Source organism: Ornithinicoccus sp., from assembly GCF_057176825.1.
In genome coordinates this window covers 1,703,043-1,719,984 of record NZ_CM169976.1, presented here as the reverse complement: position 1 = coordinate 1,719,984, position 16,942 = coordinate 1,703,043, and the positions used below count along the sequence as shown (strand labels likewise).

Annotated in this window: 13 protein-coding genes; 5 read left to right on the top strand and 8 right to left on the bottom strand. The window is 71.3% G+C overall.

Annotation, left to right across the window (positions count from 1 at the left end):
• Positions 1-22 precede the first annotated feature (22 nt).
• Entirely contained in the window at positions 23-553 is a 531-nt protein-coding gene (locus AC1QRC_RS08695; protein WP_484206371.1) for a hypothetical protein, read from the bottom strand.
• A 62-nt stretch (positions 554-615) separates the two neighbouring features.
• Positions 616-3,567 (bottom strand): AfsR/SARP family transcriptional regulator, encoded by a 2,952-nt coding sequence (locus tag AC1QRC_RS08690; RefSeq protein WP_484206370.1) that lies wholly within the window; start codon positions 3,565-3,567, stop codon positions 616-618.
• A gap of 152 nt (positions 3,568-3,719) precedes the next feature.
• On the opposite strand from AC1QRC_RS08690, the gene AC1QRC_RS08685 reads away from it, so the two are divergent.
• Together AC1QRC_RS08685 and AC1QRC_RS08680 are read left to right on the top strand one after the other, a co-directional pair.
• Positions 3,720-3,899 carry a hypothetical protein gene (locus tag AC1QRC_RS08685; RefSeq protein ID WP_484206369.1) on the top strand — a complete coding sequence of 60 codons (180 nt, stop codon included), beginning with the start codon at positions 3,720-3,722 and terminating at the stop codon, positions 3,897-3,899.
• A gap of 104 nt (positions 3,900-4,003) precedes the next feature.
• Positions 4,004-5,173: a S1 family peptidase gene (locus tag AC1QRC_RS08680; RefSeq protein ID WP_484206368.1), complete on the top strand. Its 1,170-nt coding sequence runs from the start codon at positions 4,004-4,006 to the stop codon at positions 5,171-5,173.
• Positions 5,174-5,225: 52 nt separating this feature from the next.
• On the opposite strand, the gene AC1QRC_RS08675 is transcribed toward AC1QRC_RS08680, so the two are convergent.
• The gene (locus AC1QRC_RS08675; protein ID WP_484206367.1) at positions 5,226-6,905 is read right to left on the bottom strand and encodes a nuclease-related domain-containing DEAD/DEAH box helicase; all 1,680 of its coding nucleotides are present in this window, start codon (positions 6,903-6,905) and stop codon (positions 5,226-5,228) included.
• Between the two features lie 259 nt (positions 6,906-7,164).
• On the opposite strand from AC1QRC_RS08675, the gene AC1QRC_RS08670 reads away from it, so the two are divergent.
• Entirely contained in the window at positions 7,165-9,780 is a 2,616-nt protein-coding gene (locus AC1QRC_RS08670; protein WP_484206366.1) for a M14 family zinc carboxypeptidase, read from the top strand.
• 252 nt (positions 9,781-10,032) lie between these two features.
• Positions 10,033-11,430 (top strand): amidase, encoded by a 1,398-nt coding sequence (locus AC1QRC_RS08665; protein WP_484206365.1) that lies wholly within the window; start codon positions 10,033-10,035, stop codon positions 11,428-11,430.
• Between the two features lie 33 nt (positions 11,431-11,463).
• On the opposite strand, the gene AC1QRC_RS08660 is transcribed toward AC1QRC_RS08665, so the two are convergent.
• The 5 genes from AC1QRC_RS08660 to AC1QRC_RS08640 form a co-directional block, all read right to left on the bottom strand.
• Positions 11,464-12,540 (bottom strand): GIY-YIG nuclease family protein, encoded by a 1,077-nt coding sequence (locus tag AC1QRC_RS08660; protein WP_484206364.1) that lies wholly within the window; start codon positions 12,538-12,540, stop codon positions 11,464-11,466.
• 56 nt (positions 12,541-12,596) lie between these two features.
• On the bottom strand, positions 12,597-13,364 hold the full coding sequence (locus tag AC1QRC_RS08655; protein WP_484206363.1) for a hypothetical protein: 768 nt from the start codon (positions 13,362-13,364) through the stop codon (positions 12,597-12,599).
• A 52-nt stretch (positions 13,365-13,416) separates the two neighbouring features.
• Entirely contained in the window at positions 13,417-13,881 is a 465-nt protein-coding gene (locus tag AC1QRC_RS08650) for a hypothetical protein (protein WP_484206362.1), read from the bottom strand.
• 98 nt (positions 13,882-13,979) lie between these two features.
• The gene (locus AC1QRC_RS08645) at positions 13,980-15,719 is read right to left on the bottom strand and encodes a DUF885 domain-containing protein (protein WP_484206361.1); all 1,740 of its coding nucleotides are present in this window, start codon (positions 15,717-15,719) and stop codon (positions 13,980-13,982) included.
• Between the two features lie 68 nt (positions 15,720-15,787).
• Positions 15,788-16,396 (bottom strand): hypothetical protein, encoded by a 609-nt coding sequence (locus tag AC1QRC_RS08640; protein WP_484206360.1) that lies wholly within the window; start codon positions 16,394-16,396, stop codon positions 15,788-15,790.
• Positions 16,397-16,497: 101 nt separating this feature from the next.
• Between AC1QRC_RS08640 and AC1QRC_RS08635 the strand changes: the two genes are divergently transcribed.
• Positions 16,498-16,920 (top strand): hypothetical protein, encoded by a 423-nt coding sequence (locus tag AC1QRC_RS08635; RefSeq protein ID WP_484206359.1) that lies wholly within the window; start codon positions 16,498-16,500, stop codon positions 16,918-16,920.
• Positions 16,921-16,942 lie beyond the last annotated feature (22 nt).

The window sequence follows — 16,942 nt, the reverse complement described above, 5'->3', positions numbered from 1 at the left end:
GACCCGGCACGCTGCGGTTGGCTCAGAAGTAGATCCATCCCTGGCCGATCGTGCAGGCGGTGTAGCCGCACCGGTAGTCGCCGGCGTGCATGAAGTGGACCGTGTTGTGGCCGAAGGTCCCGCCGAAGCCGTCCTCCCAGATCACCTCGACCTCGACGTTGTAGTACCGGCGGGTGTCGACCGGGACGGTGATGGCGGGAACGATGCCGACCTCCTGGCCGCGGAACATGGTGATCGACTGGGATCCGGTCCTGATCCTGACCCAGCGCTGCTCGCCCGGTCGCCACTCGTTGACGTGCATCCGCGCGGTCACAAACTGGGTGTCCTGGCTGCCGGGCGCGCGACCGACGTAGACGCCGGGCACGACGAGCCCGTAGAGACCGTTGTAGGCGGCGGCCACGGGGATGGCACCTCCGGGGTATCTCCACGCACTGTTGCCGTAGGCCGAGGCCGACTGCGCGCCCAGTGGCACGCAGGCGGCGACGGCGAGGAGGAGGACTGCGGCGGCGCGGGCCACGCTGCGCCGCAGACCCGAGATGGCGATGGTGTTCATGGCACTGCCTTCCTGTGGTGGAACTGACAGGAAGAAGTTCCCCGAGAGCGCTTAACGACGGCTTAAGGGCTGAGCTGGTGCTCCCGGGAGGCGTGCCGGGCGCCCTCGGCCAGGAGCCGGTCGATCAGACCGTCCGGATCGGCCGAGCCGGCTGCGGCATAGACCCGCCAGGCCGCGTCGCCCAGCCGGTCGCGGACCGGCAGGGTCAGGCTGCCGATCCGGCAGTCGGTCAGGCCCTCGGGCTCGAGCCCGAGGTCCTCGCGGATGGCCATGGCTGCCCCCATCAGTCGCGCTGCCTGGTCGTCCCGCCCCTCCGAGGCCTCGCACGCCGCCAGGATGTGCAGACCGTCCGAGAGCACCTTGCGCGCGGGGTGGTGGGTGCGAGCGCTGCGCAGGCCCTCCAGCGCGCTCCCCCGGGCGGCCGCCACGTGACCGGCCGCCACCTGCACGAAGCCCCGGACGAGCAGTCCCAGGACCGACTGGGGGTTGAGGTCAAGGTGGGTGCCGCGCTCGAACGCCTCGTCGGTCATGGCCAGGGCCTCGGCATCGCGGCCGAGCTCGGACAGCACCTCCGCGGCGCTGTTGAGCAGGTTCACCACGTCGTAGTCGTCCTGGGACCCGCGGGCGCTCTCCAGGCCCCGCAGGATCGAGGCCAGCGCGGTCTCCGGCTCCCCGACCTGCTGGGCGACGAATCCCTCCAGGTCCTGCACCAGGGCCACCAGCGAGGGGTCACCCGATTGCGCCGCCACCGCGGTGGCTCGCAGCACCGCCTGCTCGGCCCGCTCCTTCTCCTGGTAGGTCGCGGCCTGCGCCGCCAGCGAGCACCAGCCCGTCACGAGGAGGCGGTCGCTGGGCGCTCCGTGATGTGTCGCGTCGGCGAGGGCAGTCTCCAGGAGCTCGCGCGCCTCCGGCGCGTCGACACACTGGGCCTGGACACCGTCGAACACGGCCAGACGCGCCCGGGCCAGCCCATCGAGGTCCCCGGCGCGGTCGATCACCGCCGCGCACCGCCGCGCCTCGTGGATCCGGGAGGTCAGGAGCCAGAAGCGACGCAGCGCGATGAGGATCCGCGCGCCGGCTGCCCGACGCCCCGGGGGTGCTCCCGGCTCACCCGCCCAGCCCAGCACCGTGCTCAGGGCGTCGGCATCGGCGTCCAGGTCCGACACCGTCGGGCCTGCCTCCGGCCCGTACAGTCGGGCACCCATCTCCTCGGCGAGCTCCACCACCACGGCCAGGACGAGGCCGATCCGCTCCTCGTCGCCGGGGCCCTCACGGAGGTAGTCGCGCACCGGTGGCGGCACCCGCAGTCTGCAGTCGGCGTCCATGCTCGTCAGCCCGTGCGACACGAGGTCCTCCAGCGCCTCGACGAAGTCCGGCACGCCCTCACGGTCGGCCACCGCCTCCAGGGTTTCCTGGCGCAACCATCCGTCGAACAGCGCCGCGATGCCAAGGAGTCGGTGCCCGGGCTCGGACAGTCCCCCGACCGCAGCCTCGATCACCACTCTCAGGGTGGCCTGTCGCTCGGGCAGGTGGACCCGGGACGGCGTGTCGAGCAGCGAGGTGCGGTGCTCCTGCACCCTGCGCAGGAGCATGCTGGCGGTCTGGGTGCGCATCCGGCCCGCCACGAGCTCGATCGCCAAAGGGATGCCGCCCAGGAGGTCGCAGAGCGACTGGGCGGCCTCCCGGTCGCGGGTCGGGTCGACGTCCGGCCGCACCCGGGTGGCGGCGGACCAGAACAGCTCGGTCGCCGGGGACTCGTGCCCGGGGCCGTCGGCGAGCAGCGGCGGCACCCGTACGGTCTGCTCGCCCCGGACCCCGACCGGCTCCCGGCTGGTGATCAGGAACCTCGGGTGCTCGTGGTGGCGCACGATCGCGTCGAGCGCGGGGGCCAGCCCGCGGACCTGTTCGGCGTTGTCGAGGACGACCACGTCGGCCGGCCCGGTGCCGATCGCCGCCCCGGGGTCGTCCTCGGGGTCCACCCCGAGCTCCCGGCAGATCCGGTCCAGCGCCGAGTCGGCAGAGGCCTCCGTCTCGAGCTCGCAGAACAGGACGGCACTTTCCTCGGCCCGCAGCCGGTGGGCGAGGGCCAGCCCGAGGGTCGTCTTCCCGATGCCGCCCATGCCCACGAGGGTCACGACCCGCCGGCCCGCTGCCAGCAGGTCGAGCACCTCCTGCACGTCCTGCCCGCGACCCACGAACGGGTCCGGGAGCGGCGGCAGGCCCGGCAGGTCCACTCCACCCCCCGCGTGTTCCTCCTCGGGGCGGGCGGCCGGGTCGACCATCTCGTGGCGCAGGATCAGCGAGGGCAGCCCGGCAAGTTCCGGACCGGGGTCCACCCCGAGTTCCTCGGCCAGGCAGTCGCGCGCCCGCTGACAGGTGGCGAGGGCATCGGCCTGCCGCCCGGCCCAGTACTGCGCCGTGGCGAGGCTGACCCAGGCGCGCTCGTCGTAGGGGTGCTCCGACAGCAGTCGCTGACAGGTCACGACGGCGTCCTCATGGCGCCCGACACGCATCTGGGCGGTCGCCTGATCGGCCAGCGCCGTCTGGAGGACGCCGGCAAGGGCGGTCCGCCACTCCTCGAAGAGGGCTCCCTCCCCGACCCCCTCGAACGGCGTCCCACCCCACAGCTCCAGTGCTCCCCCGAGGAGGGTGGCCGCACGCTCCGCGTCACCTCCGCGCAGCGCCGCCCTGCCCTGGGCCACGACTGTCTCGAACCGGACGGAGTCGACGTCCAACGGGGTCCCGCCGAGGGCGTAGCCCTGCCCGGTCCGGGCGATCTCCACCCCGAATGGCTGCAGGGCGCGCCGCAAGCCGGTCACATAGACCTGGACGGCGTTGCGGGCGCTCGGCGGAGGATCCTCCCCCCACAGGCCCCGGACGATCTGCTCGTCGCTGCGGTGCGGCGGCACGTTCCCCGCCAGCATCGTGAACAGCGCCCGCTGCTTCACCCCGCCCAGTGGCACAGCACCGTCCGACCCCACTGCCACCGGCCCCAGGAGTCGGACGTCGACCACAGCCACAGCGTAGGGGCGGGACCCGACCTGCGGAAGGGTTCTTGACCCGAGGCTCGCGGCGCCGGAGTTTAAGCGGGCCTTAAGCGCCCGCGACGACAGTCGTCACTACCGGAGCCGCACCAGCGGACTCACCGCACCGCAAGGAGCCCGCCATGAACACCACGACCACCCACACCGCGACCACCCACACCGCGACCCGCAGCGGCCTCGCCCTCTTCGCCGCCGCCGTCACCCTGGCGCTCACCGCCATGCTCGGCGCCACCGCCGACGTGGCCGACCGCGCCGACGGCCAGACCTACGGCGAGGTCCTCGCCGGCAGGCGCTCCCCGTGACCGGGCGGGCCCCAGCCACCAGGCACCAGGCACCAGGCACCCACCAGACAGCAGCTTCAGCCCGTCGGAGAGGTCGGGCGGACCAGAACCCCAGGAGGATGAACATGCGCACCACCCAGCTCCAGATCCTGACCACGACGGCGATCGTCGCCCTGGCCTGTGTCGCACCGACGGCCGCCGCCGCATCCGACTCCCCCGCCGACGTCGACATCAATGCCTCGGTGCTGTGGGTCGACATCGAGTTCCCGGCGTGGGTGGAGGTGCCGTGGGAGGACGGTACCTCCACCGTCTACAGCACCGAGGTCGTGTCCCTGTGCACCGGATTCTTCGTCAGCACCGACGGTGACATCGCGACCGCCGGCCACTGCGTCGAGGCCGATGCCACGACCGAGAGCGCCGCGCGGAACCAGGTGGTCCAGGACCTGGAGTGGGAGGGCTGGGACGTCGCCCACCTGGACCTGGCCACGCTGGCCTGGACGGTCGAGATCGGTGAGCCCACGGCCTACGTCGGGCAGCCGTCCGGCATCACCGACGGCATCTTCAGCGGGCAGGACTCGATGATCGCCCAGATCGTGGACTACCAGGGATTCGAGAAGGGTGACAACGCGCTGCTCCGGGTCGCCGACCTCGGGGACACACCGGGGCTGCCGATCAGCGAGACGACACCGCAGGTCGGTGACCGGGTCACCTCCGTGGGCTTCGCCGGCAGCGTCTCCCACGTCTCGGACTACCGCCGACAGTTGCCGTCCCACAAGTCCGGCACGGTCAGCTCCCGGCAGTACACCAGCAAGGGCGTGGCCAACACCGAAATCGATGCGGCCGTCACCCAGGGCATGTCCGGCGGCCCGACCCTGGGCGAGGACGGCACGGTCATCGGCGTCAACTCCTTCGGCATCCACGGGGAGAGCCAGGCGTTCAACTTCGTGACCGACACCGAGTCCCTGAGCGACTTCCTCACCCGCAACGGGGTGGACCTGGTCGCCGCCCCCGTTCCCGCTTCCGACACCGCGCCGGAGCTCGAAGCTGAGCCGTTGCCCGCCGAGACGCTGGGCACCGACGACGAGACGGAGACGAGCTCGGGTCCGGTCTCCGGCGGCACCGACACCCCGGTCCCGCCGATCGAGTCCCTGACCGAGGCGCCTGCCCCGGCCACCCTCGACGAGGCCGGTGTGTCCCCGCTCGCCTGGGCCGCGGTCGGGCTCGGGGCGGTGTTCCTGCTCACCGGTGGCGCCGTGGGCGGCCGCTACCTCGCCCGGACCAGACAGCACCCCTGACAGGCACACCGAGGCCGTCGCGCGGACCCGTCCCGGGCCGCGCGGCGGTCTCTCAGGTGCCCGCAGTGATCCCCAGGTTCCGCGCGACCGCGTCCCCGCCCATCTCCCGGATCATCGTGGGGTCACCCACGACCACGAGGCGATCCGTGGCCCGGGACAGCCCGACATACAGCCGCTCCCGGGAGCGGTCCTGGACGTCCACCTGGTTGACGCACAGCACCACGGCACGCCGCTCCAGCCCCTTGCTGCCCAGGACCGTGCCGTAGAAGACGTCCTCGGCGTCCCAGAAGCTCTCCCAGTAGCCCTCGTAGCCCCGCGAGTCGGTCAGGTCGACCTGTTGCGGGTGCCGCGACCCGGTGGTCAGCAGGGCCACGTGCCCGGGCTCCCACCCCTCCTCCAGGAGCACGTCCACCTGGTCGTCGGCCGTGTCCAGCGCGTCCCCGACGGCGCACGGGACGAACGTCACCTCCGGCCCGTCGCCGCCCAGCAACCGCATCCGCATCGGGGTCAGCGGGGCGAACGCCTCCCCGATCTGGGTGGTGTTGCGCAGGTTGTGGTCCAGCACCAGCGGCACCAGCTCGAGCGGGGGCCTGCCGAAGCGGGGGAAGATCCGCTGGTTCTCGTCGGAGTAGACGAACAGACCGCCCTCGTCGGGGTCGCGCAGGGCGTTGAGCAGCGGGGCCCACCACGACTCGGCGAAATCCTGCGCCTCGTCGACCACGATGGCGTCGTACGTGTCCCGGTCGCTCAGTCCCGCCGCCAGCTCGGTCATCAGCGCCGGGAGCCGGTGCTCCCAGAAGTCGCTGTCCGTGCGGTCGCCGTCGGGCGCACCCCACTGCATCCCGAGCTCGTGGAAGGTCCCGACGAAGGCGGGCCGGTGCCGCCGGCTCGCGGCGCCGGTCTCCCGTTTCAGGAACTCGGCCAAACCCATCGAGTAGCACAGCAGCGCGACCCGCTGGGTCGGCCGCCCGTGTGCGCCCCGCGTCAGGTCCTTGGCCTGGGTGAGGGCCAGGACGGTCTTGCCGCTGCCCGCCCCGCCACGGATCTCCACCCGGTTGAGCAGCCGGGTCACCTTGAGCAGCAGCGCCTGCTCCTGGGTGAGGCGGTCGGCGGTTTCCTCGCGCTCGTCCGCGTCGGCGACCACGCTCGGTGCCGGCCGGTTGCGGCCCCGGACGATCTCCACGAGCAGGTCGAGGTCCACCTCGTCGGGCACCCGGTGACCGGTCTCCTGCCGCGCCACGGTGTCGCCCAGCCGCTCGGCGAGGCGGTCGAGGTCGTCGGCCCCGTGCACCATCCAGCGCGGGCAGTCCGGGGTCGCGAAGTCCTCCGACAGCGGGGTGTATGCCGTGACGACCGCGTGCGCCCACCGCACCCGGGTGCGTGAGGAGTCGCGCCACCGGGGGTCGCTCTCCACGTACTTCCGGAGGGCGTACTTGCCCTCCCGCGCCTGCTCGACCGGATAGATCTGCCGGTCGTTCCCCTTGCCGCTGCGCTGCCACCAGCGTCCCGCCTCGTCGACCGAGACCGAGCCGCCCTTGACCTCGACCACGACGATGCCCTCGTCCGGGAGCAGGACCACCAGGTCGAGTTCGTGGTCCTTCTTCTCGTCGGTGAGGCGGATGTTGGCCAGCAGCGTGGCGTCCTCGCCCAGTTGCGTGCGCAGCAACCCCCACACGGTGCGTTCGGACTCGGTGGTGAAGCTCGGCTCGGCCGGGATCAACCTCGGTGCCACGGTGGATGCTCCCCTCTCTCGTCGCACGCCGTCGAGCCTATGGGTGGTCCTCGAGAGTCGCACCCGTCGGTAACGTACACGGGGTCCCAATCGCGCTACCGGACTTTCCCAAGTGGAATGGACTATTGGTCACTTTCGCCCGTTGTGATCGAGCAATTCGTCTCTCTCTTCGCAGGGCTGATTGACGAGTCACCGACTCGCTGAAACGTTCGATCTCACCGAACGGGGACCACTGCCACGGGCAAGAAGGGACACTTCCATGCCGCTGAAACGAACGATCTCCACCACCACCATCGCTGCCGCCTCGATCCTCGGACTGCTCTCCGGCACAACCGGAGCGACCGGCGTGAACGGACCCGGCTCCCCCGCCCGGGCCGACTCGGCCTTCACCGCTCCCGCCCAATCCCTGCAAACTCCCGAGGAATTCTTCGGGTACCCGATGGGCGAAGAGGGCAAACTTCCCCGATTCCACGAGGTCAAGGACTATCTCCAGCAGATCGCGGCCGGTTCCCCCCTGGTGAACTATTCGGTCGTCGGCGAGGCGACCGAGGCTGAGGAGTTCCCGATCGTGGAGATCGGCTCCGCAGCCAACCTGGACCGGCTCGAGGAGATCCTCGACATCAACGCCCGCCTGGCCGACCCCCAGCAGATGCAGGCAGAGGCGGACGCCGCCGGCCTGCCCCGCGACGACTACGCCCGGCAGCTCGCCGCCGAGAGCGTCCCGATCTACTACATCGAGGCCGGCATCCACTCCACCGAGGTCGGCAACACCCCGGCCCTGATGAACGTCGTGCACCGGTTGGCCACCGAGCAGTCGGACTTCACCGAGAAGGTGCTGGGCTCGATGGTCATCGTGGTGGTGCCCTCGCAGAACCCGGACGGGCACAACCGGGTGGTCGACTACTTCATGGACACCGAGGGCACCGACTACGCCCGGGTCTTCCCGGACCTCTACCAGAAGTACGTCGGCCACGACAACAACCGCGACTGGTTCATGTTCACCCAGGTCGAGTCACGGATCCGGCTCGCGCTGGAGCAGAAGTACCGCCCGGTCGTGCAGCACTATATGCACCAGGCCGGTGCCAACAGCCCGCGCATCTGGACCCCGCCGTGGGACGAGCCGATGTCCCGGACGCTGGACCCGATCACCGTCTCCTCGGCCAACAGCATCGGTCAGGAGGCGAACCGCGATCTGATCGCCGCCGGCAAGAAGGGCGCCAAGACCGACGACGCCTACGGCATCATGTGGAACGCCGACGTGATGGGCTACAGCACCTTCCAGGGCACCACGACCTGGCTGACCGAGATCGCCTCCGCCCGCGACCTGTGGTTCACCTACACCTCCGATGACATCCTCGAGCCGTCGGCACCCACGCTGCGCTCGCCGTTGCCCTACGACGAGAACACCTGGCGCCCGATGCAGATCGTGGAGTACGCCGAGACGGCCGCCTACTCCGGCCTGGAGACCGTCGCCGGGAACCCGCAGGAGTGGCTCTACCGCAACATGTACCAGGTCAACGCCAACAGCGAGACCTGGGACGGCGGCGCCGCCGCCTACGTCATCCCGGCCGAGCAGCGGGACCCGTTCGCCACCTACGAGCTGCTGAGCATCTTCGACCTCGGCGACGTCGTGATCGAGCAGGCGACGGCGGACTTCACCGCCGGGGACACGGCATACGAGGAGGGGTCGTGGATCCTGCACACCGACCAGCCGCTGGGCCGGTGGGTGGACCAGCTGCTGCGCATCGACGAGTACCCCGACAACGCGCGCAAGTGCAACGACTGCCCGCTGATCATGCCGTACAGCGAGACCACGGATAACCTCGGCCTGCTCATGGGCGTCGACGTCGACGCGGTGAACGACCCGGTCGAGGCGTCCACGGTCGTGCTGGACGAGGTGACTCCCGCGGAGCAGGACTTCCCGAACGACCCGGGTCGCCGCGGCGCGTACGTGGTGAGCCCGACCTCGCACGGGGTGGGCCGGGTGATCACCGCCCTGGAGCAGGCCGATGTCCCGGTCTACCGGGCGGCCGAGGAGATCGACGTCCGGTCCGGAGTGGTCCTGCCTCCGGGTGCCCTCCTCGTCCCGGCCAAGGCCGACGGTGCGCGCGAGGCCCTGCAGGAGGCGAGCGCGGAGCTGGGTCTGCCGGTGTATGCCGTGCGCCAGGTCCCGCGGGTGCCCGCGGTCGAGCTTGAGGAGACGACGCGGGTCGGGCTGGTGCGGGGAGCCAACAACATGCCCGGTGGGTGGCTGATGTGGATGTTCGACCAGTACGGCACGGACTACGAGGTGGTCAGCGCTGACGACTACGACGACCTCGCCGGGATGTACGACACCATCGTGCTGGCACCGGGGATCTCGACCTCACGCATCACTGATGGACTGGACCCGGACAACTACCCGGAGGAGTTCCACTGGGCCCGGGGCGTCCCCGACGGTCCGGCCAAGCTCGCCGAGTTCGTCGAGGGCGGCGGCAACCTGGTCGCCCTCGGGAGTGCCTCGACGACGGCCGTCAGCGCCCTGTCCCTCCCAGCGGAGAACATCACGCCCTCCGAGCGTGACGTCATGACCGCCCCGGGAGCGCTGCTGGAGCAGATCGTTCGACCCGGCCGCTGCCGGCGGCCTGGGGCATGCCGGAGTCCTGGCCGGTGTGGTTCAACAACGACCCGGCCTTCGCGATCAACGGTGAGGCCCAGGTCGCCGCGTCCTACCCGGAGGCCGAGGACCTCCTGGTCAGCGGCTACGCCCACGGCACGTCCGCCATCGCCGGTGCCAGCAACGTGGCGACCTTCGAGGTCGGTGACGGCCAGGCCACCATCGCCGGCGGCCACATCACCTTCCGCACCTGGCCCCGCGCCACGTGGACGGTGGTGACCAACGCCATCTACAACGGCGCCGGCACCCCGCTCACCGCGGACGAGTTGGCGCTGCGGTTCCGCTGACCCGAGCGTGGCAGACGACGGGCCCCCGACCGCCTGGTCGGGGGCCCGTCGCTCGTGTGAGGCGGGCGGGGAGACGGCGATGACCGGCGACGGCGACGCGGGGGCCCGGGGATACGCTGACCTGGCGCACCCCGCTCGACGCCCATCGCGACCGGGCGGCGCATCCCCCACGGAAGGAGCCGTCGTGACCGACGCCGGGCTGGCTGCCCTGTCCGCCGCGCAGCTGCGCGCCGCGTATGCCGAGGGCTCGCTGTCGCCGGTCGAGGTGCACGACGCGGTCCAGGACGTGATCGCCGAGCGGGAGCCAGTGCTCAACGCCTTCTGGCGGCACGACCCCGAGACCTCCCGCGCGGCCGCCGAGGCGAGTGCGGCACGGTGGCGCGAGGGCCGACCGCTCGGGCCGGTCGACGGCATACCGCTCACGCTCAAGGAGAACATCGCCCGGGCCGGGGTGCCGATGCCCGCCGGCACGGCCGGCCCAGAGCCCGTCGTGCCCGAGCGGGACGCGCCGATCACGGCCCGGGTGCTGGAGTCCGGCGGTGTGGTGCTCGGGTCCACGGTGATGCCCGACTGGGGGATGCTCTCCTCCGGTGTCTCGAGCCTGCACGGGGTGACCCGCAGCCCGTGGGACCCGACCCTGACCACGGGAGGGTCCAGCAGCGGCGCCGGCGCCGCCGCGGTCGCCGGCTACGGCCCGTTGCACGTGGGCACCGACATCGGCGGCTCGATCCGTCTGCCGGGCACCTGGCTCGGGCTGGCCACCCTCAAGCCCAGCAACGGCCGCATCCCGCTGGACGCGCCCTACCTGGGTCGGGCCGCCGGGCCGATGGGGCGCACCGTCGCCGACCTCGCCCTGTTCATGGACGTGCTGAGCCGGCCCGACGAGCGCGACTGGACCAGCCTGCCGCCGCACTCCCTCGACTGGGACCTCACCGGCCTCGACCCGCGCGGGTTGCGCGTCGGGCTGCACCTGGACGCCGGGTGCGGCGGTGCCGTGGAGCCGGAGATCCTGGCGGCCGTCCGCGGCGTGGCGGACGCCTTCGCCGCCGCGGGCGCCGAGGTCACGGAGCTGGGGCCGTTCCTCACCGAGGATCTGCTCGACGCCGTCGACCTGTTCTGGCGGGTGCGGTCACTGCGCGACTTCGAGGCGTTATCGGCCGAGCAGCAGGGCCGCGTGCTGCCCTACATCGCCGAGTGGGTCGCCGGCGGGGCCGGCGCCTCGGGCACCCGGGTGCTGGAGTGCTACCAGGAGATCATGCGGATGCAGTCGGTCACCGTGGCGGCCACGCTCCCCTTCGACCTGGTGCTCTCCCCCGTCGCCCCGGTGTCGGCCTTCCCCGCGGAGCAGCCGATGCCCTACCCGGACAACGGCCGCGGCATGCGGCACATCGGGTTCACCGTGCCCTACAACATGTCCGGGCAGCCGGCCGCGACCGTCAACTGCGGCGTCACCGCGGACGGCCGCACCATCGGGGTGCAGATCGCCGGGCGCCGCTTCGACGACCCCGGCGTGCTGCGGGCCGCCGCCTGGTACGAGGCCCACCGCCCCGCCGTCGCCGTGCCGGACTGGCCGATCGGCTGACCTGAGGCTGGCCCGGCACGCGGGACACAGCAGTCACACCGTCAGCAGCCGGATGCCGGACGCGTATCCCTGGAGGACCTGCACCAGGCGGTCCTGCTTCCGTTCCACCAGGGAGACGCCGACGGCCGGGTGGTCCAGGATCCGCTGGCCGAGGGGCACGCCCCACCGCCCGGTTTCCGGGAAATGCTCCCACGGGCTGGTCGGGTCGATGGACCACACATACCGCACGGTCGTGCCGCCGCTGCCCGGGATCGCGAGCATGAGGTGTTGCGGCGCGGTGTCCGGGTCCTCGATCCACGCCAGGGCCCGATCGCGGGCCAGGGGCCAGTAGCGTGTGGCCCGCTCGCGGGCCTCCCTGTCGCTCCACGGCTCGTCGGGGTTCCACCCGCGCCGCTCGAATTCTGAATCCGGGAGGTAGTCGGCGTCACGGACCCGGACGCGTCCGCGCAGGTCCACGGCGAAGGCGGGCCACTGCTCGACCGGGAGGTCGGCGTGCGAGCCACCCACCATGGTTTCCGCACTGCCCTTCACCAGCAACGTGTCTACCTCAATGACGTCGGGCCACTCCCTGCGGCGGGCCGTCGATGCGCTGAGGCCTTCGGCGACACTGCGCCACGCATACTCCGGTTCCTCCTCGACCGCCGTGGGCTCCAGCAGGGCCGTCGCGGGCTCCGCGCCGAAGTCCTCGTGCGGCAGGGTTGTGGCCAGGCCACGGCTCTGGCCGCGGCCGGGGATCGCGTTGGTCAACGGGGCCAGCCGGTGTGCCCGGAGCAGCCGGTTCACCATCTCCATGGCGAAGGCCTCTACCCGGTAGGCGTCGTCCTCGTTCTCCAGACCACTGAGCAGTTGGACCGAGGCGATCCGCTCCCCGGAGCCCAGAATCCTGCGGATGCGCTCACTCTTGGAGCCGTTCCGTGGCAGGTGCTGGTCCTGGTCCGCCAGGGCCTGACGCTCGTCCTTCTCGTGGTGGTCCACCCGGTCCTTCACGCCCTTGCCGACGTAGAACAGGCTGAGCAGCTGACTGCCTGTCTTGCGAAAGAGCACCGGGTCAACCAGCCCATACACATACCAGCGCGGTCCATCGACCCAGAGTTCTTGGCCTGTCCCCATGGACTACACCGTCCCGGACCCGTCCGCGCGTGGCAAGCGCATCGGGGAGGTCGTGCTCAGGGTAGGGCGTCGACCAGGGCGAAGGTGCGCTCCCAGTCCCCCACGTCCAACGGGTCCGGATCGCCGTGGTCGTAGGCCAGGAACCACCCGTCGACCACCTCCGCCTCGCGGGGCTGCGCCGGGTCGGCGAGCAGCCGCTGCACCTCCTCGGTGAGGACCGACTCGGGCGACACCTCGCCGACGTGGACCGCGAGGTAACGGCAACTCCCGGCGTCCTCGGGTGGCCCACCGCCGGGCGGATTGCCCGAGTGCCAGGACTCGGTGGCGACCTCGACCGTCCGGCCATCCTGGTCCCAGGTCACCAGGTCGTGCCGCACCCGGTTGCCACGCAGCCCGCGGCCGAACATCCGGCCGGGCAACTCGGCCGGCCCGGCCACCGGGAGCGCCTCGAGCCCGTTGGCCCGGGCGAACGCCATCAGCCGGTAAGGCCCCTCCCATCCGTCGGCCAACGACCGCAGCCGCCGCCGCGCGAGCGCCCTCGTGGAGACCAGCCAGATCGCCGGGAACCCCAGCCCGGGGACGAGGCCGTAGGCGTCGCCCTCGGACAGGACGATCCACCAGCCGCCGATGGTGCAGATGCCCGCGAGGATCGACCACCAGATGAAGGCGACGCCCAGCCACGCGGGGGCAACCTTGTCATCGTCGCGGGACGCCGGGCCGTGATAGCCGAGGCGTTCGTCGTGGACCCGCACCGACTCGCGCCACTGCGCCACCTCCCGCAGCGTGGGCCGGGTCGTCAGCGGCGAGTAGTCGATTCCCCTCACGGGGCGGGAGTGTATGCCGTGGACCGACCGGACCGGGGCTCGCGGTGGTCGGTCAGTCGGTGCTCACGCGGCCCCGCCTGCTGAACAGGTGGATCGTGTGGGCGACACCGACCAAGGGCAGCGCCACCAGCATCCCCAGCGCGAACAGCCCCCCGTCGCTGAGGGCGGGGTGCGGATCCGACGTGCCGAACTTCGTCACGAGCATGCTCAACGGCAACAGGCTCCACACCGTGATGGCAATCGGCAGTCCGATCGTCCTCGGCGGCCAGAAGGTCGCCACGAGCAGGAGCAGGACGAGCACGCCGATCACGATCAGTCCCACCCCGGCAACGCCACCGTTGGGATTGCCCGCGACGACCCACAGGGAGTCGTAGCGCCAGGTCATGGTCCCGCCGTCGTCTTCGAGGACCACGTCCTCAACGAGTGGCACGAAGGTGATCGCGAACCCGATGACCGCGATCGGGCCGTAGAGCTGTCCGTATCCCCGCAGGGTCGGGGTCTCGGCGGTCCGCGTCATGCGGGTTCTTCCTGGGCACGGTTCATGCTGCCTTCCATGAAGCGACCCTCTTACACCGCACTTTCACCCCGGCTGCGGCGACCCGACGGGGTCGTGGGTCAGAGCGTTCCGGGGCTCGCCGCCAGCACCGCGTCCACGTGCTCACGCACGAGCCGTTCGAGCACCCCCAGCGGGACGGTGCCCGAGCCGAGCACGACGTCGTGGAAGGCTCGGATGTCGAACCGGTCACCCAGCGCGTGCTCGGCGGCGGTGCGGATCCGCTGGATCTCCATCCGCCCGGTCATGTAGGCCAACGCCTGACCGGGTTGCGCGATGTAGCGGTCGGTCTCGGTCTGCACCTCCTGCTCGGGCATGGCGGTATGGGCGCGCAAGAAGTCGACCACCTGCTGGCGGCTCCAACCGAGGGCGTGCAGTCCGGTGTCGACCACCAGCCGGGCCGCCCTGGTCGCGTCCTCGCTGAGCTGCCCCAGGACCGCCACGTCGTCGGAGTACAACCCCATCTCCCCGGCGAGCTGCTCGGCATACAGCCCCCACCCCTCCGTGTAGGCGGTGAAGATGTTGAGCCGCCGCAGCAGGGGGACGCCAGTGAGTTCCTGGGCGATCACGTTCTGGAAGTGGTGGCCGGGCACCGCCTCGTGGAAGGTGACCGCCTCGCTGGTCGCCCTCCCGTGCTGGTCCGCCTGGTGGGTGTTGCTCCAGTACGTGCCCGGACGGGACCCGTCCACCGCCGGCGGGGTGTAGTAGGCGGCCGGTGCGCCGGGTGCCTCGCTTTCCGGGACTGCTTGCACGGTGCACTGCTGCCCCGGCAGCCGCCCGAACCACGCGGGGGCAGCCTCCTCGGCGCGCCGGATGGTGGCGCGCACGTGGTCCAACTGCTGCTCCCCGTCGCGCCAGCGCAACTCCGGGTCCTCCCGCAACCGGTCGAAGATCTGCTGCAGGTCGGTCGTGCCGAAGCGCCGCGCGCCGATCTCGGCAAACCGGCCGCGCAGGCCCTCGAGTACCGCGAGCCCGGTCCGGTGCAGGTCTTCGGCGGTGTGGGTCGTGGTGGTGTGCGTCCGGATCAGGCCAGCGTAGGCATCTTCGCCACCGGGCAGCCAGCACAGGCCCGGCCGGTCCTCGCCGCGAGCGTGCGGGAGGACCTCCTCGGCCAGGACGTTCCGGTAGGTGCGGACGGCTGGGTCCACGACCTCGGCGATGAGCCGACTCACCTCCGCGGCATGCCAGTCGGCAGGCACGCCGGACTCCTCCGTCGGTGCCGGGGTGCGCAGCGGATGCCGCTCCCCCGCGGTGAGCATCCGGTCCCAGTGCCCGATGGCGGCCTCCACCAGCGGACGCACCGGCAGGCGCCCGGCAGCGATCCCTTCCCGGTGCCGCTGGGCGAGGGATTCCAATACCTGCGGGATCATGCCGAGGCGGATCCGGTAGGCCTGCGCCTGCTCCGGAGAGCCGATCGGGACCATCCGGAGCGCGAAGAACAGCGTCGAGGCGGGGGCAAAGAAGGAATCGGTGATCGTGTACTCCGCCGACCGTGCCCCGGCAGCGCCGACCACCCCGACGGCCGCCTCCTCGATGACTTCCAGGGTCACCCGTTCCTGCCGGTCGGTGACCACCGCCAGGGCTTCACGGACCCGCTCGAGCAGGTGGCGCAGGTCGGCGATCCGCCGGTCCTCCGCGGCGGCACTGTGGTCCGGCATCGCCGTCTCATAGCCGGGCAGGCCCAGCAGGGAGGCGTCGATCGGGCTGGTGCGCAGGGCAATCGCTAGGGCGCTGTCGGCGAGCGCGGTCACGTCGGGGGCCTCGACGCTCGGGGCGGTGGGCTGGATCCGGGTGTCGGTCATGGCACCGACGATACCCAAGCAGAGATTTCTATGCAAGGGTTTCTCTGCAATTGGTCTCCCAATCTGGCTCAGGACGGGCGTGCAGCCCGGAAGGCAGCGAACTCTGCGGCAAGGTCCCCGCCCGTCACGGCAGGGCGCTGCGTCGCGAAGGCGTACACATCGACGCTGACGAAGTCGCGCCCATATCCCTCGAGTTGCTTGCAACGGAGCACGAGGTCCCGGTCCACCGCGGCCAACTCCTCGCCCAACTGGCGGTCCTCCGCCACCCTACGGGCGTGGTCCTCGGCGCCCCAGCCCCACAGATCAACCTTCCAGGTGCTCCCGCCCGGCGCGACGAAGGTGACCCCGAGGTAGAGCCCGGGCGTGGTGGGGAACGCCGGGTCGGGCTGCACGTGCTCATCGCGGAAGGCGATCGTGGCCAGGGCGCACCCCTGAGCGCTGAGCTGCGCCGGGAGCTCGGTCAGCAGCGGCACCATCGCCGCCGAGTCGGCCGCCTCGACGTGCCCGTAGAGGTCGATGTCGGGCACCGCCATGAGGTCCAGTGCGGCACTGCCGGCCACCTGCACGGGGCCGATCCGATGCTCGATCACGGCGTTCAGGCCACCCCCGAGCAGGCCCCGCGCCTCCTGCCGCAGCCGGTCCGCGCGGTCTGCCCGTTCCTGGGAGTTGTCCGGCATCGACCCTCCTCCGTCGTCGCAGAAATTCCCTCGCAGTATGACGGACCGGCCCCTAGCGTGGACGGCTCGTTGCTCAATCACGTTCGCAAGGAGGAGTTTTCATGTCACGGAGGAATCGGACGAAGGCCATGGACCACCGGAGGAAGGTGGGGGCTCTGTCGCTGACGGCGGGCGTGCTGGCCGCCGGCCTCACCGGCGGCGCGGCCGCCTCGGCCGAGGAACCCGCACAGGTGGGTCCGGACGCGGCCGTCTGCACCGGCGACGACCGGTTCGGCATGGGCTGCTTCCAACCGGATGGCGACCACATCATCGTGGAGGACTTCGAGAGCGACGGCTGGCGGATCGAGGTGCAGTGGGAGACCGACTACGGCCGGAGCGGCGTGTGCGCGATCCAGTCCGGCAAGGACTTCCGGGACTGCAACTACAACATGGCCGAGGGACGCCTCATCTACTTCGAGGTGCACGGCTTTAACGAGAAGTTCGGCCTGCACGAGGTCTTCGGGGCCGCAGAGGCCGTGATCTGACGCACCGGCCATACTGCTGCCG

Bases quoted from the DNA above. Each gene is read 5' to 3' on its own strand.
- AC1QRC_RS08695 (WP_484206371.1), bottom strand. From the start codon at position 553: ATGAACACCATCGCCATCTCGGGTCTGCGGCGCAGCGTGGCCCGCGCC.
- AC1QRC_RS08685 (WP_484206369.1), top strand. From the start codon at position 3,720: ATGAACACCACGACCACCCACACCGCGACCACCCACACCGCGACCCGC.
- AC1QRC_RS08680 (WP_484206368.1), top strand. From the start codon at position 4,004: ATGCGCACCACCCAGCTCCAGATCCTGACCACGACGGCGATCGTCGCC.
- AC1QRC_RS08670 (WP_484206366.1), top strand. From the start codon at position 7,165: ATGCCGCTGAAACGAACGATCTCCACCACCACCATCGCTGCCGCCTCG.
- AC1QRC_RS08660 (WP_484206364.1), bottom strand. From the start codon at position 12,540: ATGGGGACAGGCCAAGAACTCTGGGTCGATGGACCGCGCTGGTATGTG.
- AC1QRC_RS08650 (WP_484206362.1), bottom strand. From the start codon at position 13,881: ATGACGCGGACCGCCGAGACCCCGACCCTGCGGGGATACGGACAGCTC.
- AC1QRC_RS08645 (WP_484206361.1), bottom strand. From the start codon at position 15,719: ATGACCGACACCCGGATCCAGCCCACCGCCCCGAGCGTCGAGGCCCCC.
- AC1QRC_RS08640 (WP_484206360.1), bottom strand. From the start codon at position 16,396: ATGCCGGACAACTCCCAGGAACGGGCAGACCGCGCGGACCGGCTGCGG.
- AC1QRC_RS08635 (WP_484206359.1), top strand. From the start codon at position 16,498: ATGTCACGGAGGAATCGGACGAAGGCCATGGACCACCGGAGGAAGGTG.